Source organism: Flavobacterium shii, from assembly GCF_025847235.1.
GTDB classification, from domain to species: Bacteria; Bacteroidota; Bacteroidia; order Flavobacteriales; family Flavobacteriaceae; genus Flavobacterium; species Flavobacterium shii.
The window spans coordinates 1-25,200 of sequence record NZ_JAOZEW010000021.1; the positions used below are offsets into that span (position 1 = coordinate 1).

The 25,200-nt window shown below is 33.3% G+C and carries 29 protein-coding genes and 1 tRNA gene; 21 read left to right on the top strand and 9 right to left on the bottom strand.

What is annotated here, in order from left to right; genetic code table 11:
* Nucleotides 1-109: 109 nt before the first annotated feature.
* The 6 genes from OIU83_RS17915 (at nucleotide 110) to OIU83_RS17940 (ending at nucleotide 3,665) form a co-directional block, all read left to right on the top strand.
* Nucleotides 110-289: a hypothetical protein gene (locus tag OIU83_RS17915; RefSeq protein ID WP_264207632.1), complete on the top strand. Its 180-nt coding sequence runs from the start codon at nucleotides 110-112 to the stop codon at nucleotides 287-289.
* A 139-nt stretch (nucleotides 290-428) separates the two neighbouring features.
* Entirely contained in the window at nucleotides 429-1,190 is a 762-nt protein-coding gene (locus OIU83_RS17920) for an MBL fold metallo-hydrolase (RefSeq protein WP_264207633.1), read from the top strand.
* Between the two features lie 35 nt (nucleotides 1,191-1,225).
* Nucleotides 1,226-1,756, top strand: a complete 531-nt coding sequence (locus OIU83_RS17925; RefSeq protein ID WP_264207634.1) for a hypothetical protein — start codon at nucleotides 1,226-1,228, stop codon at nucleotides 1,754-1,756.
* An 89-nt stretch (nucleotides 1,757-1,845) separates the two neighbouring features.
* Nucleotides 1,846-2,127, top strand: coding sequence for a hypothetical protein (locus tag OIU83_RS17930; RefSeq protein ID WP_264207635.1), 282 nt, complete (start codon nucleotides 1,846-1,848; stop codon nucleotides 2,125-2,127).
* Nucleotides 2,128-2,264: 137 nt separating this feature from the next.
* The gene (locus OIU83_RS17935) at nucleotides 2,265-2,681 is read left to right on the top strand and encodes a hypothetical protein (protein WP_264207636.1); all 417 of its coding nucleotides are present in this window, start codon (nucleotides 2,265-2,267) and stop codon (nucleotides 2,679-2,681) included.
* Nucleotides 2,682-2,762: 81 nt separating this feature from the next.
* Complete coding sequence (locus tag OIU83_RS17940; RefSeq protein ID WP_264207637.1) at nucleotides 2,763-3,665, top strand: PhzF family phenazine biosynthesis protein; 903 nt, start codon at nucleotides 2,763-2,765, stop codon at nucleotides 3,663-3,665.
* 71 nt (nucleotides 3,666-3,736) lie between these two features.
* Here the strand turns inward: OIU83_RS17940 and OIU83_RS17945 are convergent, their stop codons facing one another.
* Nucleotides 3,737-3,964: a CDGSH iron-sulfur domain-containing protein gene (locus tag OIU83_RS17945; protein ID WP_264207638.1), complete on the bottom strand. Its 228-nt coding sequence runs from the start codon at nucleotides 3,962-3,964 to the stop codon at nucleotides 3,737-3,739.
* Between the two features lie 464 nt (nucleotides 3,965-4,428).
* On the opposite strand from OIU83_RS17945, the gene metG reads away from it, so the two are divergent.
* From metG to OIU83_RS17985, 8 genes are all read left to right on the top strand, one after another.
* Nucleotides 4,429-6,486 carry a methionine--tRNA ligase gene (gene metG / locus OIU83_RS17950; RefSeq protein ID WP_264207639.1) on the top strand — a complete coding sequence of 686 codons (2,058 nt, stop codon included), beginning with the start codon at nucleotides 4,429-4,431 and terminating at the stop codon, nucleotides 6,484-6,486.
* Between the two features lie 230 nt (nucleotides 6,487-6,716).
* The gene (locus OIU83_RS17955; RefSeq protein WP_264207640.1) at nucleotides 6,717-6,992 is read left to right on the top strand and encodes a hypothetical protein; all 276 of its coding nucleotides are present in this window, start codon (nucleotides 6,717-6,719) and stop codon (nucleotides 6,990-6,992) included.
* A 183-nt stretch (nucleotides 6,993-7,175) separates the two neighbouring features.
* A complete protein-coding gene (locus tag OIU83_RS17960) occupies nucleotides 7,176-8,063 on the top strand; it encodes a DMT family transporter (protein WP_264207641.1) in 888 nt (295 codons plus the stop codon).
* A gap of 184 nt (nucleotides 8,064-8,247) precedes the next feature.
* Complete coding sequence (locus OIU83_RS17965) at nucleotides 8,248-8,955, top strand: HAD family hydrolase (protein ID WP_264207642.1); 708 nt, start codon at nucleotides 8,248-8,250, stop codon at nucleotides 8,953-8,955.
* Nucleotides 8,955-9,629 carry a chloramphenicol acetyltransferase gene (locus tag OIU83_RS17970; RefSeq protein ID WP_264207643.1) on the top strand — a complete coding sequence of 225 codons (675 nt, stop codon included), beginning with the start codon at nucleotides 8,955-8,957 and terminating at the stop codon, nucleotides 9,627-9,629. Before OIU83_RS17965 ends, OIU83_RS17970 begins: the two co-directional genes overlap by 1 nt.
* Nucleotides 9,630-9,751: 122 nt before the next feature.
* Complete coding sequence (locus tag OIU83_RS17975) at nucleotides 9,752-10,891, top strand: OmpA family protein (protein ID WP_264207644.1); 1,140 nt, start codon at nucleotides 9,752-9,754, stop codon at nucleotides 10,889-10,891.
* Nucleotides 10,892-11,135: 244 nt separating this feature from the next.
* On the top strand, nucleotides 11,136-11,654 hold the full coding sequence (locus tag OIU83_RS17980) for a ferritin (RefSeq protein ID WP_264207645.1): 519 nt from the start codon (nucleotides 11,136-11,138) through the stop codon (nucleotides 11,652-11,654).
* 367 nt (nucleotides 11,655-12,021) lie between these two features.
* Complete coding sequence (locus OIU83_RS17985) at nucleotides 12,022-12,501, top strand: hypothetical protein (protein ID WP_264207646.1); 480 nt, start codon at nucleotides 12,022-12,024, stop codon at nucleotides 12,499-12,501.
* A gap of 23 nt (nucleotides 12,502-12,524) precedes the next feature.
* Here the strand turns inward: OIU83_RS17985 and OIU83_RS17990 are convergent, their stop codons facing one another.
* Nucleotides 12,525-12,953, bottom strand: coding sequence for an SRPBCC family protein (locus OIU83_RS17990; RefSeq protein WP_264207647.1), 429 nt, complete (start codon nucleotides 12,951-12,953; stop codon nucleotides 12,525-12,527).
* 193 nt (nucleotides 12,954-13,146) lie between these two features.
* Nucleotides 13,147-13,226 (bottom strand) — tRNA-Leu (locus OIU83_RS17995).
* Between the two features lie 236 nt (nucleotides 13,227-13,462).
* On the opposite strand from OIU83_RS17995, the gene OIU83_RS18000 reads away from it, so the two are divergent.
* The 4 genes from OIU83_RS18000 to OIU83_RS18015 all read left to right on the top strand — a co-directional run bounded on the left by OIU83_RS18000 (nucleotide 13,463) and on the right by OIU83_RS18015 (nucleotide 16,882).
* Entirely contained in the window at nucleotides 13,463-14,404 is a 942-nt protein-coding gene (locus OIU83_RS18000; protein WP_264207648.1) for a ribose-phosphate pyrophosphokinase, read from the top strand.
* 118 nt (nucleotides 14,405-14,522) lie between these two features.
* Nucleotides 14,523-15,134 carry a 50S ribosomal protein L25/general stress protein Ctc gene (locus OIU83_RS18005; protein ID WP_264207649.1) on the top strand — a complete coding sequence of 204 codons (612 nt, stop codon included), beginning with the start codon at nucleotides 14,523-14,525 and terminating at the stop codon, nucleotides 15,132-15,134.
* Nucleotides 15,135-15,506: 372 nt separating this feature from the next.
* The gene (pth, locus tag OIU83_RS18010) at nucleotides 15,507-16,133 is read left to right on the top strand and encodes an aminoacyl-tRNA hydrolase (RefSeq protein ID WP_264207650.1); all 627 of its coding nucleotides are present in this window, start codon (nucleotides 15,507-15,509) and stop codon (nucleotides 16,131-16,133) included.
* A 140-nt stretch (nucleotides 16,134-16,273) separates the two neighbouring features.
* A complete protein-coding gene (locus tag OIU83_RS18015; protein WP_264207651.1) occupies nucleotides 16,274-16,882 on the top strand; it encodes a superoxide dismutase in 609 nt (202 codons plus the stop codon).
* Nucleotides 16,883-17,397: 515 nt separating this feature from the next.
* Here the strand turns inward: OIU83_RS18015 and OIU83_RS18020 are convergent.
* From OIU83_RS18020 to OIU83_RS18035, 4 genes are all read right to left on the bottom strand, one after another.
* The gene (locus OIU83_RS18020) at nucleotides 17,398-19,296 is read right to left on the bottom strand and encodes an amidophosphoribosyltransferase (protein WP_264207652.1); all 1,899 of its coding nucleotides are present in this window, start codon (nucleotides 19,294-19,296) and stop codon (nucleotides 17,398-17,400) included.
* An 89-nt stretch (nucleotides 19,297-19,385) separates the two neighbouring features.
* Complete coding sequence (locus tag OIU83_RS18025) at nucleotides 19,386-20,309, bottom strand: PfkB family carbohydrate kinase (RefSeq protein ID WP_264207653.1); 924 nt, start codon at nucleotides 20,307-20,309, stop codon at nucleotides 19,386-19,388.
* A gap of 202 nt (nucleotides 20,310-20,511) precedes the next feature.
* Nucleotides 20,512-20,913, bottom strand: coding sequence for a hypothetical protein (locus OIU83_RS18030; protein ID WP_264207654.1), 402 nt, complete (start codon nucleotides 20,911-20,913; stop codon nucleotides 20,512-20,514).
* A 36-nt stretch (nucleotides 20,914-20,949) separates the two neighbouring features.
* The gene (locus tag OIU83_RS18035) at nucleotides 20,950-21,567 is read right to left on the bottom strand and encodes an RNA polymerase sigma factor (RefSeq protein ID WP_264207655.1); all 618 of its coding nucleotides are present in this window, start codon (nucleotides 21,565-21,567) and stop codon (nucleotides 20,950-20,952) included.
* Nucleotides 21,568-21,695: 128 nt separating this feature from the next.
* On the opposite strand from OIU83_RS18035, the gene OIU83_RS18040 reads away from it, so the two are divergent.
* The gene (locus OIU83_RS18040) at nucleotides 21,696-22,043 is read left to right on the top strand and encodes a DUF6249 domain-containing protein (RefSeq protein ID WP_264207656.1); all 348 of its coding nucleotides are present in this window, start codon (nucleotides 21,696-21,698) and stop codon (nucleotides 22,041-22,043) included.
* 64 nt (nucleotides 22,044-22,107) lie between these two features.
* On the opposite strand, the gene rnhA is transcribed toward OIU83_RS18040, so the two are convergent.
* Nucleotides 22,108-22,587, bottom strand: a complete 480-nt coding sequence (rnhA, locus tag OIU83_RS18045; protein ID WP_264207657.1) for a ribonuclease HI — start codon at nucleotides 22,585-22,587, stop codon at nucleotides 22,108-22,110.
* 188 nt (nucleotides 22,588-22,775) lie between these two features.
* On the bottom strand, nucleotides 22,776-23,339 hold the full coding sequence (purN, locus tag OIU83_RS18050) for a phosphoribosylglycinamide formyltransferase (RefSeq protein WP_264207658.1): 564 nt from the start codon (nucleotides 23,337-23,339) through the stop codon (nucleotides 22,776-22,778).
* A 175-nt stretch (nucleotides 23,340-23,514) separates the two neighbouring features.
* Here purN and OIU83_RS18055 point away from each other — a divergent pair, with 175 nt between their 5' ends.
* Entirely contained in the window at nucleotides 23,515-23,751 is a 237-nt protein-coding gene (locus OIU83_RS18055) for an acyl carrier protein (RefSeq protein WP_007137004.1), read from the top strand.
* A 192-nt stretch (nucleotides 23,752-23,943) separates the two neighbouring features.
* The gene (gene fabF, locus OIU83_RS18060) at nucleotides 23,944-25,197 is read left to right on the top strand and encodes a beta-ketoacyl-ACP synthase II (protein ID WP_264207659.1); all 1,254 of its coding nucleotides are present in this window, start codon (nucleotides 23,944-23,946) and stop codon (nucleotides 25,195-25,197) included.
* Nucleotides 25,198-25,200 lie beyond the last annotated feature (3 nt).

Below are 25,200 nucleotides of genomic sequence, written 5' to 3' on the forward strand. Positions count from 1 at the left end.
GGGTCGGGCTATTCGCTACAAGTCCTCGCACTTCCTTCGTCAGGCTGTCGGCAATCCCTAACGCAATCCCGTTTTTATTAGATAAATAAATTTGTGAGATTATATTGCAATGAAAAAGCATTATTTTAGCAATCATTTAAATACTAATACAGAAGAAATAAGCAAATTAGATTGGAATAGTCGAAATATCATTGAAAATCCACATAATGAAGAAAAATGGGGAGAACAGATTGAATATGAAGCAAAAATCTTTGGAGATATGATAATTAGATATTCAAAATTAAACTAAGAAATTAAGAACCCAACGAAATTGAGACTTATATAAAACCAACATTTTCATCCGTGTTTTACCTAAAATAAAACACTGACAAACAAACAACTAAATTCACCAAACAGTAAAACACTAGTAGCATTACAACAAAACAACCATGACAAAAATCTACCATTTAAACTGCGTAAAAATAGTTTCACCCGTTAACGACAATGTTTCTGGACATTGCCTATTAATTAAAGAGAACGATAAACTCATTTTGATAGATACAGGTATTGGACTTTTGGACATTCAAAAACCAGAAGAAAGAATAGGACAACAGCTTATAGATATGGTTGGTTATCGTTTTAACGAAAATCAAACTGCTATAAGGCAAATTGAGAAATTAGGTCTTAGCCCTAATGAAGTTACCGATTGCGTTATTTCGCATTTGGATAATGATCATATTGGCGGTCTTGCCGATTTTCCTAATGCAATTGTTCACGTGGGAATTGAAGAATACGAAAACTTCAATTCTGGAAATCCAAGGTATTTAAAAATCCCATTATCGCATAATCCAACTATTACAACCTATAAAAAATCCGACATCGATTGGTTCGGATTTGAAGCGAGAAAAGTAAATACAAATACTGAAACAGAAATCTTTCTTATTCCGCTTTTCGGGCATACTTTAGGGCATTGTGGCGTTGCAATAAAAACAGACAATAAATGGTTGTTTTACATCGCCGATGCCTATTACATGAGAATAGAACTTACTGATAGCAATCATCCAGTAAACCAGTTAGCCAGAATGAGAGCAGAAGACAATGATTTAAGATTAGAAACATTAGATAAAATCAGAAATTTAATAACCGAACATCCCGAAATTGAAGTTTTTGGATATCACGACATCGAAGAATTTAAACTTTACGAAAATTAAACTAATTTAAAAGATAGCCGCAAACAGCATTACAGATGAAGAACTTTTATCATTTTTTAATTCTTTTATCATTTACGTTTGGAAACGCCCAGGTCAAGCTTAATCAACATCAGGAAAAAAGACTTAACCTCCAGATTCGAAACATAGAACATCTATTTATGACTCAGGATTATATTTCATTGGCAAATAATATTTCACCAAAAGTCACCAAACTTCTTTACAATAGTAAAGACAGTGTTGCTGTTGTATTCAAATTTCTTTTTGATGAAGCCAAGAGAAAAGGGGTAACTAATACCCAAATAACTTTAGGAACACATTCCAAAGTATATAAAACTAAAGATGAGCTACAATGTAGTATCCCAATGACTACAATATTAAAAAAAGACAGCATTAAATCTGTATCTGAAGCATTTATAATAATGGTATCAAATCATATTGGTGAAAAATGGTATTTTTCGATAACCGATGGATATTATAAATCCATTTTAAATATACATCCTAAACTAATAGTTCCAAATAGAAAGTTGTTGGTTTATGAAAATGATAAATTAATTGACCGCGAATAAACAACCTTAAACTGAAGTTTTTAGACATTCCGACATCGAAGAATTTAAGCTTGACGAGAATTAAACTAATAAAGAAAAACCTATAACTCATGAATAACTCACCTAAAAACCTGACGCTGTTCTTTGTTACAGGAATACTCTCTATTATCACAGGTATTATTTATGCAATAATCCTGATAAACGGAAATTCTGCAGAAGATGGATTAATGGGAATTTACATTTTGTTTTGGTTAATTCCGATTCTTTTAATCATACTAATTGACCGTTTTATGGTTCGGAAGTTTGGAAGTCGAAAAGTGAATAAAGTTCAATTCTCTTCTCTAGGATTTATTATACTTTTATGGATCGTTAGAGCGATTGCAAATTTGTGATTGCATCTCTATTTTAGAATTAGAGAAACTTTCACTCAACAGAAATCATAAATACTAAATTGAAAATTTTTAATCTGATTAATATAAAACCAATCAATAACTCAGAATTTGAGGAGACATTTTCATCTTTAAAAAAAATGGGAAACATAACCCAAAGTGCAAAAAAGACTTTTGAATTATTAAAAGAACTAAATCTAGAAACTACCAATTCACAATCTGATGTTTTAATCTCCGAATTCCATAAAATTCAATACGCATCTAACACTAATAGCTATTTTTACTTCTATTTCCCAATAGTGAGTCATATTTTATATTATAAGCCTAAATACGAAAAGGCTATTTTAAAATATTTAATAGGTCCAAATTTTGCAAATGGAACATCCGAAGTTGATGAAATGATTCCGCTAATTACTGGAGCAATGAATGTTAAACTTAACGAGAATAAATACTACCTGACTAAAGAAAGTCAGTTTTGGGTTATAAATGAGCTTCCCAAGTTAGAGAAACAAATTCAACGAGAAATAAATATTTGCTGGAAAGAACTAGAAGAATAAAATTCCAATAGATTTCAATTATATAATTGTATTTTTAACAAGCAAACGTATCAAAAAAACATCCATTTAAAAAGATAGATAATGAGAGAAAGAATAGCATTAGAATATTATGTCTTGGATGTATTCTCCAATACAAGTTACAAGGGAAATCCTTTGTCTGTTGTCTTTACGGATGGCAATCTAGAATTAGAAGTTTATCAAAATATTGCGAAAGAATTTGGATATTCCGAGACTTCTTTTGTTTATTATTCCACAGCACAAAAAGCGCTAAATGTTCGTTCTTTTACGCCTATAGGTTTTGAAATAGATGGAGCGGGACACAATTTATTAGGTGCAGTTTGTGGCGCATTACTAAAAAAAATGCCAATATTCGATGAGCAAGACGAAGACAATCGCTTTGTAATGATGAAGAACGCTCCGATACGATTAACGGTAAGTTTCGATTCGGATACTCAATATCCTATCGTGCAAATGCATCAAAAACAAGCAGTCATTAAACACCAAGTTCCTACTTATAAAATAGCAATAGCGCTCGGTTTAAAAATTGAAGATTTAGAAGTAAATATGCTTGTTCCAACGGTGGTTCAAACAGAAGTTTCGCATGTGATGGTACCGATTAGGAATAATCAATTACTCAACGATTGTACTCCTGACAGCAAACTCTTAATCGAAATCTCCAAAGAACATCAATTTGAAGGTTTTTATTGCTTTACAATTACCGACGAAGATCAGGACAATATCGTCGAAGCGCGTTTTTTTAATCCAATAATCGGGATAGAAGAAGATGCTGCTACAGGAACGGCCGCTGGACCTTTAATCGGTTTTTTGACAAAAAATAGATATACACAACCGAATAAAGAATATAAAATTTTACAAGGCGTAAAATTAAATCAATCGTCGCTGATTGAAGTAATGTCTAGGCAAAATGATATTTTGGTTGGTGGTTCTTCCGCCATAACAATGCGCGGGGAGCTTTATATATAGACAATTTTAACAAACAAAAAAAGCTGCATTCTTAGTGCAGCTTTTCTATATAATAGTAGAAAACGAAATTCTTAGCTTGTTTTCATTGGTGGCAAATCGAATGCTTTTGAATCATGTTCAAAACTATTGCGGTGTGCACCATCGCAAAAAGGTTTGTTTGATGACAATCCACAACGACAAAGACCTAATGCAGCTCTTCCTTGTAATCCGTAAACAGTTCCTTCGGAATCCATTATTTCAAAATCACCTTCAATTTTTATAGATCCGTTTTTATTAATTATTAGTTTAGTCTTGCTCATAATGTTCTTTTCTTTTTTGGGGTCAAAGATTGCAAAATATATTTCGAAGGATTTGCATTGAATTGCGGTTTTTATCCTTGAAAGCCCTAGTTTAAATTAATTCTACTTTATAAAGGTGTTTTTGCAAAAAAGTTATTACACGCGAAGTTGTACGAAGGCTTCATTAAAGACTCGCTAAGATTATTTTAATTTCAAAGACTTAAGATCTGCTTCACGCAAAGTTTTAAAGACGTGGTTTTTACACAAAACATCCTCAATATTATCTTTGCAACTTAGTGCCTCAGAACCTTTCTCAAAAAGATAAATTGTCCCGAAGTGTCGGGAGCAGAAATTGCTCTTAATAAAAAACAATATCACGAAGCGTCGGGACTCAATTCTATTGCTTATTTTTGCACAGAATTTATCATGTTAAAACTTGAAGTCGGCTTATTTACGGCTTTATCAGAAAAATAAAAATCCATTTTATGTTACAAGATCCTAAGAGATATACCATCACTGCTGCTTTGCCTTACACAAACGGACCGATACACATTGGCCATTTGGCGGGGGTTTACGTGCCAGCAGATATTTATTCTAGATATTTACGTTTGCAAGGAAAAGACGTTGCGTTTATTTGCGGAAGTGATGAACATGGCGTTGCAATATCGATGAAAGCCAAAAAAGAAGGAGTTACACCACAACAAGTTATTGATAAATATGACGGAATTATCCGTAAATCATTTTCTGATTTCGGAATTTCTTTTGACAATTATTCTAGAACTTCGGCTAAAATTCATCATGATACCGCTTCGGAATTCTTTAGAACATTATACGATAAAGGAGATTTCATCGAGGAAGTAACAGAACAATTATACGATGCAAAAGCGAATCAGTTTCTTGCTGACCGTTTTGTGGTAGGAACTTGTCCTAAATGTGGCAACGAAGAAGCTTACGGCGATCAATGCGAAAAATGTGGATCGACGCTTAATGCGACAGATTTGATTAATCCAAAATCAACGATTACTGGAGAAACTCCAATATTAAAAAAGACAAAACACTGGTTTTTACCTCTTGACAGATATACTGATTTCCTGACCGAATGGATTTTGGTTGGACACAAAAACGATTGGAAACCTAATGTTTACGGACAAGTAAAATCATGGGTTGATGGCGGACTAGAACCTCGTGCAGTAACGCGTGACCTTGATTGGGGAATTGATGTTCCGGTGGAAGGTGCCGAAGGAAAAAAATTATACGTTTGGTTTGATGCTCCTATCGGATATATTTCATCGACCAAAGAATGGGCTGCTCGTGAAGGAAAAGATTGGGAGCCATACTGGAAAGATCAAGACACAAAATTGGTTCACTTTATAGGAAAAGATAATATTGTTTTTCACTGTATCATTTTCCCTGCAATGCTTAAAGCCGAAGGAAGTTATATTTTACCAGACAATGTTCCTGCAAATGAATTCCTGAACCTGGAAGGAAACAAACTTTCGACTTCAAAAAACTGGGCTGTTTGGCTTCATGAATATTTAGAAGATTTCCCAGAGAAACAAGATGTTTTGCGTTATGCATTGACATCAAACGCTCCGGAAACTAAAGATAATGACTTTACATGGAAAGATTTTCAGGCGAGAAACAACAACGAATTGGTTGCCGTTTTTGGTAACTTTATTAATCGTGTTGTGGTTTTGACCAATAAGTATTATGACGGATTTATTCCTGCTCCAAATGAATTATCAGAAGTTGATGAAGCTACTTTGGCTGAATTAAAAGCATATCCTGCAGTTATTACAAGTTCGATAGAACGTTACAGGTTCCGTGAAGCATTGGGAGAATTAATGAATATTGCTCGTTTAGGAAATAAATATCTTGCCGACGAAGAGCCTTGGAAAGTTATGAAAGACAATCCAGAGCGCGTAAAAACTCAAATGTATGTAGCGCTTCAAATTGCTGCTGCATTGAGCATTTTATCAGAACCATTCCTGCCTTTTACTGCTGCTAAATTATCAAGAATATTGAAAAACGAAGGCATATTAAAATGGAATGACGTTTCTGAGAATTCAGAATTAATTCCAGAAGGGCATCAAATTGGAGAAGCTGAATTGCTTTTTGCTAAAATCGAAGACGAAGAAATACAAAAACAAATAGACAAATTGGAAGCTACAAAAACCGCTAACATTGCTGAAAACAAAAAAGCAGAACCTCAAAAAGATTTAATTCAATATGAGGATTTTGCCAAAATGGATTTACGTGTAGGAACAATCATTGAAGCAGAAAAAATGCCGAAAGCCAACAAACTTTTGGTTCTTAAAATTGATACCGGAATTGATATTCGTACGATTGTTTCGGGAATTGCTGAAAGCTTTACGCCTGAAGAAATTGTTGGTAAACGCGTAACTGTTTTAGCAAACTTAGCTCCAAGAGCTTTACGTGGTGTGGAAAGTCAAGGTATGATCTTGATGACTACAAATGCTGAAGGAAAATTGGTGTTTGTAAATCCTGATGCTGATGTTCCTAATGGGGAAACGATAAACTAAAGTCATAAATAAAATATAGGAAATTTCGTGTATTTTATACTTTTTAATCGATTTATATTTATAAGTTTGTATCGACAAAATACCTTAAGGAGCAATCCTGAAACTTTATTATAAGTTAACATAAGCGATTCCCTCGCCATGATGTCCCTGTGGAAACTATGGGAAATCTATCCTTACGGGTATTTTGTCACATCTAAAGCGAGGGTTTCGTATGTTTAATATTTTCGATTATGACAAAAGAAAATCAAAAACCATCACATGATGATGTAATGCCATCGGTGGCAAATTTCCTTTCGGCTCTTTGGCTTGAAGGTGAATTTAGGAACCAACCAGAATATCTGGTAGAAATATTCGACATGATTCTGGAATCTGAAATTGGGAATAATCTCGATATCAGAACTAAAATGATTGGTTGTATAAAAACCAGTCGGATGCTAGCCAAAGCGCTGGAACCTTTTTCGGATAAACAAATTGAGAAAGCTTGTAATAAGATTATTACTGCTTGACATCAAAATAATAAAACGCGTGAATTTCATAATTAATTCATGCGTTTTACTTTTAAATACATCACAAATAATTCCAAATTGCTGTATTTTTGTTTAAGAAATTAAGCTTTTAGCTAAAAGCTTAATTAAAATTAAAAAGCTTAGAAAATACATCTGTTTTATTAAGCTCCAAAAACATTAAAAATGAAAATCACAAAACCAAGATTAGCCTTAATCTGCGGAATACTTTGTATTTCGATTTTTCCGATATTGGTTAAACTTAAATTAGCGCCGGGATTAATTTCGGCTTTTTATCGCATGGCAATTGCTCTGGCTTTTCTTTTGCCTTATGTGCTTATCACGAAAAGTTTTAAACTTCCGAAGACTAAATTTTTAATCCTCGCAGCACTTTGCGGAATTTTATTTGCCTCGGATGTTGCCGTTTGGAATATCGCCATTCAGGATTCAAGTGCAACTCAGGCTTCATTATTAACAAATTTATCTCCGCTTTGGGTTGGTATTGGTTCGTTTTTATTTTTAAAATCCAAGCCTGCAACCAATTTCTGGATCGGAACTGTGGTAGCATTATTTGGAATGATTACGTTGGTAGGATTTAGCTTTTTTATTAATCTGAGTTTTGATGCTGCTTTCCTTTTTGCAGTATTATCTGGAATCTTATACTCTATCTATTTATTGATTAGTAAAAACGTTCTTTCAGAAGTTGATGTTTTGTCCTTTATGACGATTACTTTATCGGCTTCAAGTATTTATCTTGGAATTGTATGTTATTTTTTAAATGAACCTTTTACAGGATTCTCCGATACTGGTTGGTTCGTTTTGGTGCTTCAAGCTGTAATATGTCAATTGTGCGCTTGGCTTTCCATAAGTTATGCAACACAACATATGCGTGCCACGAGAGTTTCGCTAAGTTTATTAAGTCAGGCGGTACTAACTTCGATATTGGCTTGGTTATTTATAGAAGAAAAAATAACTTTACAAATGATTTTCGGTGGAATCATCTTGCTCTTCGGGATTAGGATTACTTTTTACGATAAGACGATTACATTTAAGAAACTGCTTTCTAAAAATTAAGATTGAGAAAAAGTACACAGATGACACAGATTCGTTAAAGCGAAAACACAGATAAAAACGGATTTTTTATTTTTAATGAAAACGTTTCACGCAGATTTGGCTGATTGAGCAGATTTTATTTTTTAATAATTCGTGGCTAAAAACTTTAAACAAAGAAAACTTTAAACTTTAAACAAATTTTTAAATGTTACATAAAGACAAAATATCAAAACTAAAAGTAATCGCATTTGATGCCGATGATACTTTATTTGTAAATGAACCATATTTTCAGGAAACAGAACAGAAATTTTGTGTCTTGATGGAAGATTATCTTTCGCATCAAGGATTATCACAAGAATTATTTAAAACCGAAATTCAGAATCTATCATTATATGGTTACGGAATTAAGGGATATATTCTTTCGATGATTGAAGCTGCGATACAGATTTCGAATAATACGATTTCTATCGAGGTTATTGGAAAAATCATTCAGTACGGCAAAGAATTGCTTGAAAAACCTATCGATTTACTAGATGGTGTTGAAGAAACTTTACAAGCACTTCATGGTAAATACAAACTTGTTGTTGCCACAAAAGGAGATTTAAAAGACCAACACAGTAAATTACATCGTTCTGGTTTGGGACATTATTTTCACCATATCGAAGTAATGTCAGACAAGCAAGAAGTTGATTATAAAAAACTATTAAAACGTTTAGACATTAAAGCCGATGAATTCCTAATGATTGGAAACTCGTTAAAATCGGATGTTTTACCTGTTTTAGGAATTGGAGGATATGCTGTACATATTCCGTTTCACACGACTTGGGAACACGAAAAAATAAGTCACAAAGTAGAGCACGAAAACTTCTTTACTTTTGAAAAAATAACCGAAGTAGTAAATAAATTAATATAATGAAAACCCTTTTAGATCTGGATAATTGGAACAGAAAAGGACACTTTCTGTTTTTTAAACAAATGGATGAACCTTTTTTTGGTGTAACCGTCGAGATCGATTGTACAATTGCTTACGCAAACGCCAAGAACTTAAAGACTTCTTTTTTTATTTATTACCTACATAAAACATTAGTTGCTATAAATGCTATTGAATCTTTTCGTTATCGAATTGCCGGCGACCAGGTTTACATACATGACAACATTGGTGGTTCGGCAACAATTGGTCGTGAAGATGGCACTTTTGGTTTCTCTTTAATTGACTACGATTCTGATTTTAGAATATTCGAAAAAATTGCATCGGCCGAAATCGAACGCGTACAAAATACAACGGGACTTTTTACACTAACATTTAATGAAGAAAACATCATTCATTTTTCGGCAATTCCGTGGATAAATTTCACTTCACTTTCTCATGCTCGGAGTTATTCTTTTCACGATAGCTGCCCGAAAGTTTCTTTTGGAAAAATGATGATTTCAGAAACTGGAAAAAGAATATTTTCTATGTCTGTTCACGTACATCATGGCCTGATAGACGCTTTACATGTAGGTCAATTTGTAGATCATTTTCAAGAACTAATGAATTCTCAATCAACAAAACCCATCATAATACCTAAAAGTCAGCTACATAGCTGAATTTTTTATTGCCAATTCTCATTAAACAATTTGACTTATACTGTTGCTTAAATGTCTTTTATTGGATAGGGAATTTTCTGATAAATTTGTTTGTTTGGGTAACTTTAAAAATCCCAATAAAAATGAAAAAAATTGTAATCACTCTCGCTTTTGCTTTAGGTCTAACAGGCTTACATGCACAATCGAGAACAGAGAAAACTACTGGAAATGATTTTAACAAATGGTCTATAGATTTAGCAGGTGGTTTCAACAAGCCACAACGCCCAATGACTTCAGATTATTTCACTTCGACACCGAGTCCATATGTTGCCGATTTAGGTGTGCGATACATGTTTAATAACAAATTTGGTTTAAAAGCCGATTTTGGATACAACAGTTTTACAGGTAAAAATAATTCTATCGACTTCGATTCTAAATATTACAGAGCCGATTTACAAGCTGTAGCCAACTTAGGAAGAATCATGAACTTCGAAACCTGGACTAAAACAATTGGTTTATTAGGACATGCCGGTTTTGGTTTGGCTCAACTTGAGAATAAAGACTTACATGTTAAGGACCGAATGGGTAATTTCATTGCTGGTGTAACTGGTCAAATCAGACTTTCGGATCGATTTGCTCTAACCGGAGATTTTACAACAATCCTTAATGCATCTCAAAATGCCAGTTTCGATGGTGCGACTACTGGAGACACAAGAGGATTTACAGGAATTCTTTTTAATGGTACTGTAGGATTAAATGTTTACTTAGGTAAAAATATAAAACATGCCGACTGGATTGTAATTTTACCAAATGCAGATGAAATTTCGGCATTAGAAAGCAAAGTAGCTGGCCTTGAAGTTTTGGCAAATAAAACACCTGAGAAACAAGTTATTATAGATAAAGTAGTAGCCCCAGTTGTAGTGGTAGAAAAAGATCTTATGAAGGAAATGATTAACGACAAATATTACAGCGTTTATTTTGACTTTAACAAATCGACTCCAATAGAAAATTCTACTGCTGCTATAGATGTTGTTCTAACTTATTTAAGAAAAAACCCTTCGGCTTCTCTTGATATTCTAGGTTATGCAGATCAAGTTGGTAAATCAGAGTATAATGAGAAATTATCAAACTTAAGAGCCACCAATGTTAAAACTATCCTTGAAAAATCGGGTATCTCGCCTTCTAGATTAAATGTTATCCCTAACGGAGCTGATACATCTATCCAAAAAGATTCTGAGGAAGCAAGAAGATTAGCAAGAAGAGTTACTTTTAGAGTAAAATAAATTCTTTTTTAAATTAAAATCATGCCCTAAGAGAAATTTCTTTTAGGGCTTTTTTTTATACTTTAAAACGAGTCTTAATTTAATATCTACAAAGCAATATATTTCTATTCAACTCTTACATAAAGCCTTCCAAAAACAATAAACAAAGCATATTGTATTTAGTCTGAATCTGAATTGTTCAAATCGAGTTGATGGTTTCCTTGAATTGCTTAATTTTTTTTAACTTTACAAAAAACTCACGATTATGTTATCAAAAAATATAGAAACAGCGCTAAACAAGCAAATTCGTATAGAAGCAGAGTCTTCACAAACTTATTTATCAATGGCTTGTTGGGCAGAAGCACATGGACTAGAAGGAATTGCTGAATTTATGTATACACAATCTGATGAAGAACGTGCACATATGCTAAAACTAGTTCGTTATGTTAACGAACGTGGAGGAGCAACTACAATTACCGACCTTAAAGCACCAAAAACCAGCTACGCAACTTTTAAAGAAATGTTTGAAGAGTTATACAAACATGAATTGTTTGTTTCTGAATCTATAAACGAATTAGTACATATTACTTTCTCCGAGAAAGATTATGCTACTCATAACTTCTTACAATGGTACGTTGCAGAACAAATTGAAGAGGAAGCTACAGCTAAATCTATCCTGGATAAAATTAACTTAATTGGCGATGATAAAGGTGGCTTATACCTATTCGACCGTGATATCCAGCAACTAACTGTTACAAGTTCTATTGCAATTAATCCAAAATAGTTAAAGTTTATTTAGAATATATAAAAATAACTTATATTTGCATCAGTTTTTTAATTCACAGGAAAATTGGGCAAGAAAGATAAGGTTAAAGACAAGGACAAAAAAAAGGATAAAAAGAAAAAGAAGAAAAAAGAGATCCTTGATAAAATTAAACGTGCTGAAAATTGCAAGTCGAGTTGTTGCGAAAAATACAAAAAAAACGAAAACAAGCGTTGTAGCCGTTGCCCAATGTTTGATTTAATCAAAAAAGTTGCTTAACACTATTTATAGATATACAAAATGCTCTCTTAATCGAGGGCATTTTTTTTATGAAAAAATTCTTTTCCCAGGATAATTATAAGCAGGTACCACTAACCCAATATGCCTAATGAAAACTAAACACATACCCTTTCTAGAACGACTAGATTTTTTTATCATACTAATTAGTCTAGCCTTATTATTTTTTTCAAGTATATTCATCTGCATCTTTGGATACGAGATGTCTAATTTTGACAAAGTATATTACCCTATCCTTATACCGTTATTCATTTCCTGTTTATTCTTTTCTCTGGGATTATATAGCTTCATAAAGACATATAAAAAAGCGATTATTTTTATAAATGAAATTCAAATAGACAACAAAACTATAATCCTAAAAGGCTTAATATATAATACACCTTGGGAGAAATCTCTAGCCATCAAAAATATCGATATTAGTCTGAAAGAACAAACGAACAGAAAACCATATACCTATCATTTAGAATTCATTGATGAAGACGATACCAAGTATTCTATCAATACATCTCTTTATTGGACTTATCCTGAAATCTTAGCTATATATAAAGACATTAAGAACTCTCAGAAATAAGAATTTCTTCAATACTATAAATGCTAAAACTTCCTTTTTTGATAAGGAGTTCCTTCACCATCTTCGCAATAACTTTTTAGACTTAGCAGGAACATTGCCCAATTATAATTACACCATTGGTAAAATTCTGTCAGTTCGCGCCAATCAAAGTGTTTGAGAACAACAGATGTTACTCCATTTTTTTCTGTTAAGTCAAATGAAATCTTCGTTCCAACCCACTCTGGATCCGACTCTACACATTCCCATAATATTCTTTGATTTGGAACCAATTCTAACACTTTCATTTTTGTGTTATCATTATCTCCAAAATTAAATTCATTGATAAAACCCAATTCTGGCTTAACAATTAATTCTTCTGTCCAGACAGCTCCAAGTCCTGCTTGTGTTGTTAATGCCTTGTAAACTTCTGCAATGGGCGATTTGACGTAATTAATGTGCTCGATTTTTTCCATTTTTATGACTGATTATATTTTGCAAACACAAAGTTAAAAAGTTTTATATATCTCTGACAAAGAACCGCTTTAAAATAAAAACACATTTAAAAAGAGTTTATCTGAAGACAATAAAAATTCGAAAAAGTGTAAAATTAGCTTTAACAAAAAATGTCTAAAACAAAAAAAACCTCTTCTTTCGAAGAGGTTTTTGTACCCGGAGCCGGAGTCGAACCGGCACGGTTTCCCACAGGTGTTTGAGACCAGCGCGTCTACCAATTCCGCCATCCGGGCTTAGCAGACGAAAAAAAATCTTTTTTAAAAATTAAAAGCGATTCTTTTAACGCAATAGAACAGTTTTTATCCTTATAATAAACTCTTGTTCCTTTAACACGGTGCAAATTTATAAAAATATTTTACATTTTCTAACAAAATACTTAAAAATTTCCTTTCAGTGTTCAATAAATTTTATAAATTTGCACCTCGTTAAAACGACGCACACACAACTAACTACAAAACAACAAATTATAATGTCGCACCTAGAACCAGAAGCTAAAATTTTTGCGTGTTCAAAAAGTGTTTATCTTGCCGAAAAAATTGCAAAGCAATATGGGATACCGTTAGGCAAGGTTACAATGTCTACTTATAGCGATGGCGAATTTCAGCCATCATATGAAGAGTCTATCAGAGGGTTACGTGTATTTATTGTTTGTTCAACTTTTCCAACAGCAGATAATTTAATGGAATTGTTACTAATGATCGATGCTGCAAAGCGTGCATCGGCCAGACATATTACAGCTGTAATGCCTTATTTTGGTTGGGCTAGACAAGATAGAAAAGACAAACCAAGAGTGCCGATTGGAGCTAAACTAGTTGCCAATCTATTAGATGCTGCAGGAGCAACAAGAGTTATGACAATGGATTTGCATGCAGATCAAATTCAAGGATTCTTTGAAAAACCAGTAGATCATCTTTTTGCCTCAACAATCTTTTTACCATATGTAGAAAGTTTAGGTTTAGAGAATTTAACAATCGCTTCTCCAGATATGGGAGGTTCAAAAAGAGCTTATGCTTATTCTAAATTTTTAGAATCGGATGTAGTGATTTGTTACAAACAAAGAAAAGTTGCCAATATTATCGACACCATGGAATTAATCGGTGAAGTAAAAGGCAGAAACGTAATATTGGTAGACGACATGATCGATACCGGTGGTACATTAGCGAAAGCAGCCGATTTAATGATCGAAAAAGGAGCATTAAGTGTTAGAGCAATCTGTACACATGCTATTTTATCTGGCGATGCCTATGAGAAAATAGAGAATTCTAAATTAAGCGAATTAATCGTAACAGATTCAATTCCGCTAAAAAAGGAATCAAAAAAAATAAGAGTGTTGAGTTGTGCACCTCTTTTTGCTGAAGTTATGCACATGGTGCACCACAACAATTCCATTAGTGGAAAATTTATAATGTAAAAGCAGTAAACTTTAGGCAGTAAGCCATAAGCATTGTTACACATTAAAAAAAAGCCTAAAGTCAAGTACTTAAAGCTAAAGAAACAAGAATATTTATTAATAACTATATTTTTTTACAATGAAATCGATTACAATTAAAGGATCAGAAAGAGAAAGCGTGGGTAAAGTGTCAACTAAAGCCTTACGTAATGCTGGATTGGTTCCTTGCGTATTATACGGAGGAAATCAGGCAGTTCATTTCTCAGCAGAAGTTATGGCATTTAAAAACTTGGTTTACACTCCAAACGCACACACAGTTGTGATTGAGCTTGGAAAAGGAAAATCATTCAATGCAATCTTACAAGACATTCAAGTACACCCAGTATCTGACAAAATTTTACACATTGACTTCTTTCAATTATTTGATGACAAAGAAATCACTATGGAAGTTCCAGTAAAAATCGTTGGCACATCTAAAGGTGTTCTAGGTGGAGGTGTTTTACGTTTAAACACTCGTAAACTTAAAGTAAAAGCATTACCTAAAAACCTTCCGGATTTTGTTGAAGCAGACATTACTCCACTTGAAATGGGTAACAAATTGTACGTTACTAAAGTTGGTGCTCCAGAATACAAAATTATGCACCCAGAAAACACTGTTGTTGCTCAAGTAAGAATTTCTCGTGCTGCTATGAAAGCTGCTCAAGAAGCTGCAAAAGCTGCAAAAGCTCCTGCAAAAGGAAAGAAAAAATAATTTTTTTCAAACAATTACAAAAAACATCAGTTGCAAAACTGGTGTTTTTTTTTGCCCTATATTTTCCAGGAGCAGAATCTTCACAATTTCAAACAACCTAAACTCCTGCTATCCGCTATATCTTTTATTTTGAAAAGAAAATAAAAGGATGCCGCTACTATCAGGGCTAGCAATTACGTTTCGTTTTTTCATTGGCCCAAAGACCCAAAGACTCTGAGGTTTTAATAAAAATATCAAAATCTACACTCCTTTTTCCTTGAACGCTCCTTTCGGTTATAAACCCACACATAAAAAAAATACCTCATCATCTAATTGACACATTTTCTAATTATCCGATTGCCTTATTACTCAATTAACCGTACTTTTGCATTTATGATAAAATGGATAACAAACCTGTTTTCATCAACAAAAACAGAAGAGAAATCAGATTATATGAAGAAATTTTTAATCGTAGGATTAGGCAATATCGGAGCCGAATATGTAAATACAAGACATAATATAGGTTTTAAAATAGTCGACTTTTTAGCACGAAAAGAAAATATATCTTTCGAAACCGTAAAACTAGGCTCACTTGCTGAATACAAATTTAAAGGGAGAACATTTTTACTTTTAAAACCGAATACTTACATGAACCTAAGTGGGAAAGCCGTAAAATATTGGATGGACAAAGAAAACATTCCGTTAGAAAACATCATGGTAATTACTGACGATCTTAATCTTTCATTTGGAACGATCCGCATTAAACCAAAAGGAAGCGACGGAGGCCATAACGGACTCAAAAACATTAACTTGGTCTTAAACACACAACAATACACCCGTTTTAGATTCGGGATAAGTGATGAGTTTAAAAAAGGCCAACAAGTAGATTACGTTTTAGGCGAATGGGATGAAACCGAAAAAGCAAAACTCCCTGAACGTCTGGAAATAGCATCCGAAATCATTAAGTCTTTTGGAACTGCCGGACTCGAAAACACTATGACAACTTATAACGGAAAATAAGAAATTCTAAAAATATAAGTCCTAGAAAATCAAATTATCAATTAATTTAATTTAATTATAGTCAAATAGTATTTTCAATTCCAAAGTTAAATGTATAAATTTGGATTAAATTTAATTATAAATCATAAAACAATAATATTATGGCTTTCGAATTACCACAATTACCTTATGCGTATGACGCATTAGAACCACATATTGATGCTCGTACGATGGAAATCCACTATACAAAACATCACAATGCTTACACAACAAATCTTAACGCTGCAATTGCAGGTACAGATTTAGAAGGAAAAACAATAGAAAACATCTTAATCAACTTAGATAAAAAAAACGCGGCAGTTCGTAATAACGGTGGCGGATATTACAATCATAACTTATTCTGGACAGTAATGTCACCAAACGGAGGCGGATTACCTACAGGAGATTTATTAGCAGCTATCGAAGCTTCTTTTGGAACTTTTGAAGAATTCAAAGCTAAGTTTGCAAAAGCCGGAGCTACACAATTCGGTTCTGGATGGGCTTGGTTATGCGTGCTTAAAGGAGGAAAGTTAGACGTTTGCGGAACACCAAACCAAGATAATCCATTAATGCCGGAAGTAGGTTGTGAAGGAACTCCAATTTTAGGAATGGATGTTTGGGAACATGCTTACTACCTAAACTACCAAAACAGAAGACCTGATTATATTGAAGCTTTTTTCAGTGTAATTAACTGGACTGAAGTTGCTAGAAGATATGCTTTAGACAAATAGTCGAAAATAGAACAAAGAGTAAAGAAAAAAGACGGATGACTTAAATGTTGTCCGTCTTTTTTTATGTTTAATTTTTTAAATTCTCTTTGTCCTTAAATCGGATCTTTTTTCTATGTTCTTTATTCTTTTCTCTGCTTAATAAAAAATAAAAAAGGTGGAATTGCTTCCACCTTTTTTGCCCCAAATCTACCATAAACTTAACCTACTAATGTTATGGTTCTTCAAATGTATGTTGACGTTGTAGCTTTACCAAATATTCCTGTTTAACTACAAATAAAATCGATTATTAGACTTATTTGATCTTTTGAGACAATTCTTAAGAATATTTTCCTTGACTTTATTCCAATAAAAAAGGTGGAATCGCTTCCACCCTTTTTGCCCCAAATCTACCATAAACTTAACCTACTAATGTTATGGTCTTTCAAAAGTATGCTAGCAGTGCTTTTTTACCAAACAATCAAGACAAACGGCAAAAAAAACCGATGAAATGCACTATTTAACCTTTTATTATGTTTTTAATATGCTCTCGCGTCTTTTCCTTCATAAAAATTCATAAAAGCACGATTCACTACTCTATTTCCTCCAGGAGTAGGATAATCTCCAGTAAAATACCAATCTCCAAGGTTTTTTGGACAAGCAATATGCAAATCCTCTACCGTTTGGAAAATAATTTTCACTTCGGCTTTTATTTCAGGTGAACTCAACATTTCGGCAATTTTATCCGAAACCTCTTGTGGCTCAAATGGTTCATAAATTGCTGTAACATAATTCACAACATCGCTATCCAAATAATTTTCCTGTGCTTTACATTTAGCATAAACTTCATCAACGATATGATATAGATTACGCTCTTTTAATAATGCCAGTGCTGCTCTAAAAGCTACTAACCCTTCTAGTTTTGCCATGTCTATTCCATAACAATCCGGGAAACGAATTTGCGGCGCAGATGACACAATTACAATACGTTTTGGATTTAAACGATCCATCATTTTTATGATGCTCATTTTAAGCGTTGTACCACGAACAATACTATCATCGATAATAACCAAGTTATCCGTAGGCTTAATCACTCCGTAAGTTACATCGTAAACGTGCGCTACTAAATCATCACGACTACTATCCTCGGTAATAAAAGTTCTAAGCTTAGCATCTTTAATAGCCACTTTCTCTGTACGTATTTTTACAGCAAGTAATTCTTGCAACGTTTCAGCAGTAAGTGTATTTCTATTAGCTATTATATAATTGTTTTTTCTTTGATTCAAGAAATCCTGAGCAGCTTCTACCAAACCATAAAAAGAAGTTTCGGCTGTATTCGGAATATAAGAGAAAACCGTATTATCAGTATCACTATCAATTGCTTTTAAAACTGCTGGTAAAATTAACCTGCCTAAGTTCTTACGCTCTTGATATATTTCGGCATCACTACCTCTTGAGAAATAGATTCTTTCGAATGAACATGCTTTTTTAACTGTTGGAGTTAAAATTTCTTCCATCGAAACTTTACCACTTTTCTTAATGATTAATGCATTTCCTGGTTCAATTTCCTGAACACTTTCAAAAGGAACATTAAAAACAGTTTGAATAACTGGCCTTTCTGATGCTACAACTACAACTTCATCATCCTGATAAAAATAAGCAGGACGAATTCCGGCTGGATCTCTAAAAACGAAAGCATCACCATGACCCAATAAACCTGCCATTGCGTAACCTCCATCTAAGTTTTTAGCCGAACGCATTAATATTTTTCCAATATCCAATCGGTCTGCAATTACTGGCGAAGCTTCTCTTTTAGAATATCCTTCTTCTTTGCAATCCTGATATAATGACATCACTTCTTTATCAAGAAAGTGACCTATTTTTTCCATAACCGTTACTGTATCGGCCATTTCTTTAGGATGCTGTCCAAGCTCCACTAAATTTTCGAAAAGCTCTTTAACATTGGTCATATTAAAGTTACCTGCCAAAATAAGATTACGATGCATCCAGTTACTCTGACGTAAAAATGGATGTACACTCTCTATACTATTTTTTCCAAAAGTTCCGTAACGAACGTGTCCTAAAAATAATTCTCCTATATATGGAATATTATCTTTTTGTTTTACAACATCATTTGCGTATTCTGGATGTGCAGTCATCTCCTCATTGATACGCTCATTTATTTGCTTAAAAACATCTTGTATAGGTTGTGCATGATTCGAACGAACTCTACTAATGTATCGTTGTCCAGGTTCAACATCTAGTTTGATGCTCGCAAAACCTGCCCCGTCTTGTCCACGATTATGTTGCTTCTCCATCATAAGATACATTTTCTGTATCCCATAAAAAGCTGTTCCGTATTTTTCTTTGTAAAATTCAAGCGGTTTAAGAAGTCTAACCAAAGCTATACCACATTCATGTTTTAAAGCGTCGCTCATTGTATTTGTGTTTGTGTGTTGTTGTTGTAGTATGTATTATTCTTGTAATAACAAAATCAAAAAAGCCCCGTGAACGAGGCTTTAATTCTTTATAGTTCTATGTCAAACTGAGTTAGCGATTTAAATTGTTTTAATCTCGCAACTACTTCGTTTTTATCTAAGGCTACCATTCTTTCTGTTCCAAATTTCTCTACACAGAATGAAGCTAAATTTGATCCATAAATCACAGCGTTTTTCATATTCTTGAAAGAAACATTTTCGCTCTGTGCAATAAATCCTGCAAACCCTCCTGCAAAAGTATCCCCAGCTCCAGTTGGATCGAAAACATCTTCTAACGGTAATGCTGGTGCAAAAAACACTTCTTTATCGTGAAATAATAATGCTCCATGCTCCCCTTTCTTAATTACCACATATTTTGGTCCAAGAGTATGAATTTTTGCTGCAGCTTTTACTAATGAATATTCTCCAGAAAGCTGTCTTGCTTCTTCATCATTGATTGTAATTACATCAACACGTTTTATAACGTCCAATAACTCTGGTAAAGCGCAGTCCATCCAAAAGTTCATTGTATCCAAAACTACTAATTTTGGTTTTGTTTCCATTTGATCCAAAACACTGCTTTGTACCAAAGGATGCAAGTTTCCTAACATTACAACATCCGAATCTTTGAAATTTTGTGGAACTTTAGGCTGAAAATCTGCCAATACATTAAGCTCAGTCGCTAATGTGTCTCTTGAATTAAGATCATTATGATAACGTCCACTCCAAAAGAAAGTTTTCCCTCCTTTTACAATTTCAAGTCCTGAAATATCAATATTTCTTGACGTTAATAAATCTAAATGTTCTTGAGGAAAATCATCTCCAACTACAGAAACAATAGCCGATTGTAGGTTAAAAAAAGATGCCGACAAACCAATATATGTCGCTGCACCACCTAATATTTTATCTGTTTTTCCAAAAGGAGTTTCAATCGCATCGAAAGCAACTGTTCCGACAATCAATAATTTATTCATTTTATGAATTTCGAATTAAGGTGCAAAGATACTTTATAAGTTTCAGAGTTGCAACGGTTCATTGTATCAAAATTTTCATAAAAATAAAAATTCTCAATCACAACAAAACACACTTAAAATCAAATGATTACAACCATAAAATAGTTGTTAATTTCTTACATATATAAGAATAAAAAATTCAATAATTACCAAAAACTACGATTTAAAATTTATATTTTTTATCGTAATAATTCTTCAATAATGATATCTGAACCAGCATCATTAAAACTACAATTAAAACTGCATATCCCGTGTTTTTCGAAAAAAAGAATACAGGGAAGAAATCATCAATTTTGGCATAATACAAATCACTTACACTTATATTATATTGCCCCGTTTGGTTCTGAGAAAAAATCACATATCCTACAACAGCAATTAGACATCCAAAAACAGCAATCCACGTTGTTTTTGAAATCAGAGGTTTGTATTTAATAACCTTCGTTTTCTCTGCAATTAAAATCTGTGACATGATTTTTGAAGTAAAATCAGCAGAAGGCTTTTGCAAAGTACTTTCGGCCATTACTTTGTCAACAAGATTCTCATAATATTCATCACTCTCTTTCATACGTAAATACTATTTATTTTTTATTGGAATATGCTATCAATATTCTTCATTCTTTTCCTGCTTTGAAACCTTACCGATTTCATAATAATCCAACACTTCCGGCTCTAATTGTTTTTTTAAAATTGCTGCTAATTTCTTTCTACTTCTAAACAGTTTAACCTTAACATTACTAACACTAATATCCATAATCTTAGCAATTTCATTTAAATTCTGGTCATCGAAATAGAAAAGCGTCAACAGGAAACTTTCATCACTTGGCAATAAATTTAAACAATTTTGAATATCCTGCTTCCTTTCTTGGTCTTCAAGAATACTTAAAGCATTATCTGTCGTTTTAATCACATATCCTTTAAGTTCATCAATTGTAATATTATTATCTTCTTTTTTATTCTTCTTTAAATAATCCAAACAAGTATTATAGGCGATCTTATAAATCCAGGTTGAAAACTTAGAATCTCCTTTAAATTTATTCAGAGAATTAAAAATCTTAATAAATGTATCCTGAGAAACCTCTTCGGCTATTTCCCTGTTTTTGACCATCTTTATAGCCAAAGTAAAGACCATATCCTTATAACGATCAACCAATACAGCGAACATATTAGTTTCACCTAAAAGAATTTGATTGATACAATACTGATCATTTACTTTATCCATATTCCATATGACGATAACAAACTCATTAAGGTTACAACTAAATTAAAAATTTTTTTTTTGACACAATCTGTAACCTCCGTTAAACTTGTCTCGTCATATGGAATATCAATCAATTAAATTATAAAATTATGGGATCACAAATTTTAGTACCAATTAGCTTTTTCCTTATGATCTTTGGAATTGTCTATCTTATTTACTCAACCAGAAACAGAGAACGTTTAGCACTTATCGAAAAAGGTATCGATGCCAGCATTTTTATGCAGGGGAAGAACAACGGAACACCTATATGGAAAGTTCTTATTTTAAATTCGGCATTTTTACTAATAGGAAGTGGGATTGGGATTTTTATAGCCTTGCTAATCACGACATACACCTCGCTACAAGATGGAGCTGTTTATCCTGCAACTATTTTTACAATGGCTGGAATCGGCTTACTTGTTGGATTTAATAAATCTAAAGATCTAAACAAGAACTAAGTCTACATTCATTAATTAAAAAAAACGTGTCAGAAACATTTTTCTCTGACACGTTTTTTATTCTCTATGCTTCTTTAGAACCTATGTTCTCATAATAAGCATCTATCGAAAGCTGTTTTTGCATCGAAGCCATAACCGCCAATTCATCGCAACGCTCATTTTGTGGGTGGTTATTATGTCCTTTTATCCACTTAAAATCGACCTGGTGTTTTCTATAAGCAATCAGAAAACGTTTCCATAAATCAGGATTTTTTCTACCTACAAACTTTTTTTTCTCCCAACCAAAAACCCATTTCTTCAAAACTGAATCTACCACGTATTTGGAATCCGAAATAACCAGAACCTTCATGTTGGGTTTTTTAAGCTTTTCCAAACCTACTATTACACCCAAAAGTTCCATTCTATTATTGGTTGTAAGTCGAAATCCTTCGTAATATTCCTTTTTATGTGGCGTCCCAACCAATTCCATAACCACTCCATAACCTCCATTGCCAGGATTTCCCTTAGCCGCACCATCTGTATATATATGTACTTCGTGTTCCATTTTAGACTTCTTAGATATTAGACTTGCTTCGCTTTGAGACTACTTAGAGCCTTAGACTTCTTAGACCGTTAGACTATTTAGAGCTTAGACTTGCTTCGCTTTTAGACTTCCTAGACTTTTGGATTATCCTTTTTTGTAATTCCAGAATAAAAATCAACAATCCAAAAGTCTAAGAAGTCTAAGCCAGTCTAAATATCTAACAATCTATAAATAACTTCTGGAAAGTGTTTTTGTTCTAGTTCATGGATTTTAGCCGCCACATCTTCAGCTGTATCTACATCTGTTAAAATTACTTTGTCCTGAAAGATAATAGCGCCTTCATCATAATTCTCATTTACATAATGAATACTAATTCCAGTCTCTTTTTCTTTATTTTCGACTATTGCTCTATGAATGTACATTCCGTACATACCTTTTCCTCCATAATTGGGTAACAATGCAGGATGAATGTTAATTATTTTATTAGGATATGCCTCGATAATGTTTTTTGGGAACTGAAGCAGGAAACCAGCCAAAACGATCAAATCGGGATCAATTAATTTTACTTTTTGTAGTACATTACCCTCAATTAATTCGGTTTTGGTGAAAATTTCGGCCCCAACTTGATACTTTTGGGCTCTTTCAATTACTTTCGCATTAGCGTTATTGGTAAATACAGAAACGACCTTTGCAATTTGTGTTTCGGCAAAATATTTTATTATATTTTCGGCGTTACTTCCTGAACCTGAGGCAAAAACGATAATTTTTTTCATACTCGAATTAATTTATTTTTTGCAAAAAACGGAATAAAAAACCAAAATAAATAACATTCCAACCCCTTTGTTGAAATTAATTTTATAAATTAGTGTTACATTTATTAACTAAATCGTGGTTTTAAAATAAAGTTTTTTATTTTTGCCAACAAATTAAATTCTAAAATTAAAGATTATGTCAGACATTGCATCAAGAGTAAAAGCGATTATCGTAGACAAATTAGGTGTTGACGAAAACGAAGTTGTAACAGAAGCAAGCTTCACTAATGATTTAGGAGCTGACTCATTAGACACTGTTGAGCTTATTATGGAATTCGAAAAAGAATTTGATATTCAAATTCCAGACGATCAAGCAGAAAACATTGCTACTGTTGGTCAAGCTATTTCTTACATCGAAGAAGCTAAAAAATAATAAATTCCCACCCGATTTTTTTATAAACTATAAAAGGTCGGGTGTTATTATTTTTTATAAAAATTTAAATTTTGGGTTGATTTTCAATCAAAAAAATATATTTATATTGTAATACCCATGGCTCTTTTGTAATATAATACAATCAAGAAAGCGTGGGTTTTATTTGTTTAAAGCTAATAAAACACATTATTTATGGTATTAAGGCGAGTTGTTGTAACAGGATTAGGCGCACTTACCCCTATTGGGAATAACATCCAGGATTATTGGAACGCGCTTATTAATGGAGTTAGCGGTGCTGCCCCAATAACGTATTACGATACAGAGAAACATAAAACGAAATTTGCTTGTGAAGTAAAAAACTTCAACATTGAAGATTTTATGGATCGTAAAGAATCTCGTAGATTAGATAAATTTGCACAATATGCTGTTGCTGCAAGTGATGAGGCTATAAAAGATGCGGGACTTACAGATGACAACGTCGACAAAGAAAGAGTTGGTGTTATCTGGGGAGCTGGAATTGGGGGTTTAGAAACTTTTCAAGAAGAAGTAATTTACTATGCCAAAGGAGACGGTACACCAAGATTCAATCCGTTTTTTATTCCTAAAATGATTGCTGATATTGCCCCTGCTCACATTTCTATGAGAAATGGTTATATGGGACCAAATTACACAACCGTTTCGGCTTGTGCTTCTTCTGCAAATGCGCTTATTGATGCTTTTAACTACATTCGTTTAGGAATGTGTGATATTATCATCTCTGGTGGATCTGAAGCTGCAATTACAATTGCAGGAATGGGAGGCTTTAACTCTATGCATGCTTTATCAACCAGAAACGATAGTCCTGAGACTGCTTCAAGACCTTTTGATGCTACTCGTGACGGCTTTGTTTTAGGTGAAGGAGCTGGTGCATTAGTACTTGAAGATTACGAACATGCAAAAGCACGTGGCGCAAAAATATATTGCGAAATTGGCGGAGGCGGAATGTCATCTGATGCTTACCACTTAACAGCACCACATCCTGAAGGAATTGGGGTTATTGCTGTAATGAAAAATACATTACGTGATGCTGGAATGAAACCAGAAGATATTGATCATATTAATACGCACGGTACCTCTACTCCACTTGGAGATGTTGCCGAATTAAAAGCAATTAGTGCTGTTTTTGGTGATCATGCCAAAAATATCAATATTAACTCTACTAAATCTATGACTGGACACTTACTTGGAGCTGCTGGTGCTATCGAAGCAATTGCTTCTATCCTAGCTATGAAACACGGTATTGTTCCTCCAACAATCAATCATACGGTTGTTGACGAAAAAATAGATCCATCATTAAATTTAACACTAAACAAACCTCAAAAAAGAGAAATCAATGTTGCTATGAGTAACACTTTTGGTTTTGGAGGTCACAATGCTTGTGTTTTATTTAAAAAATTAGTTGACTAATTT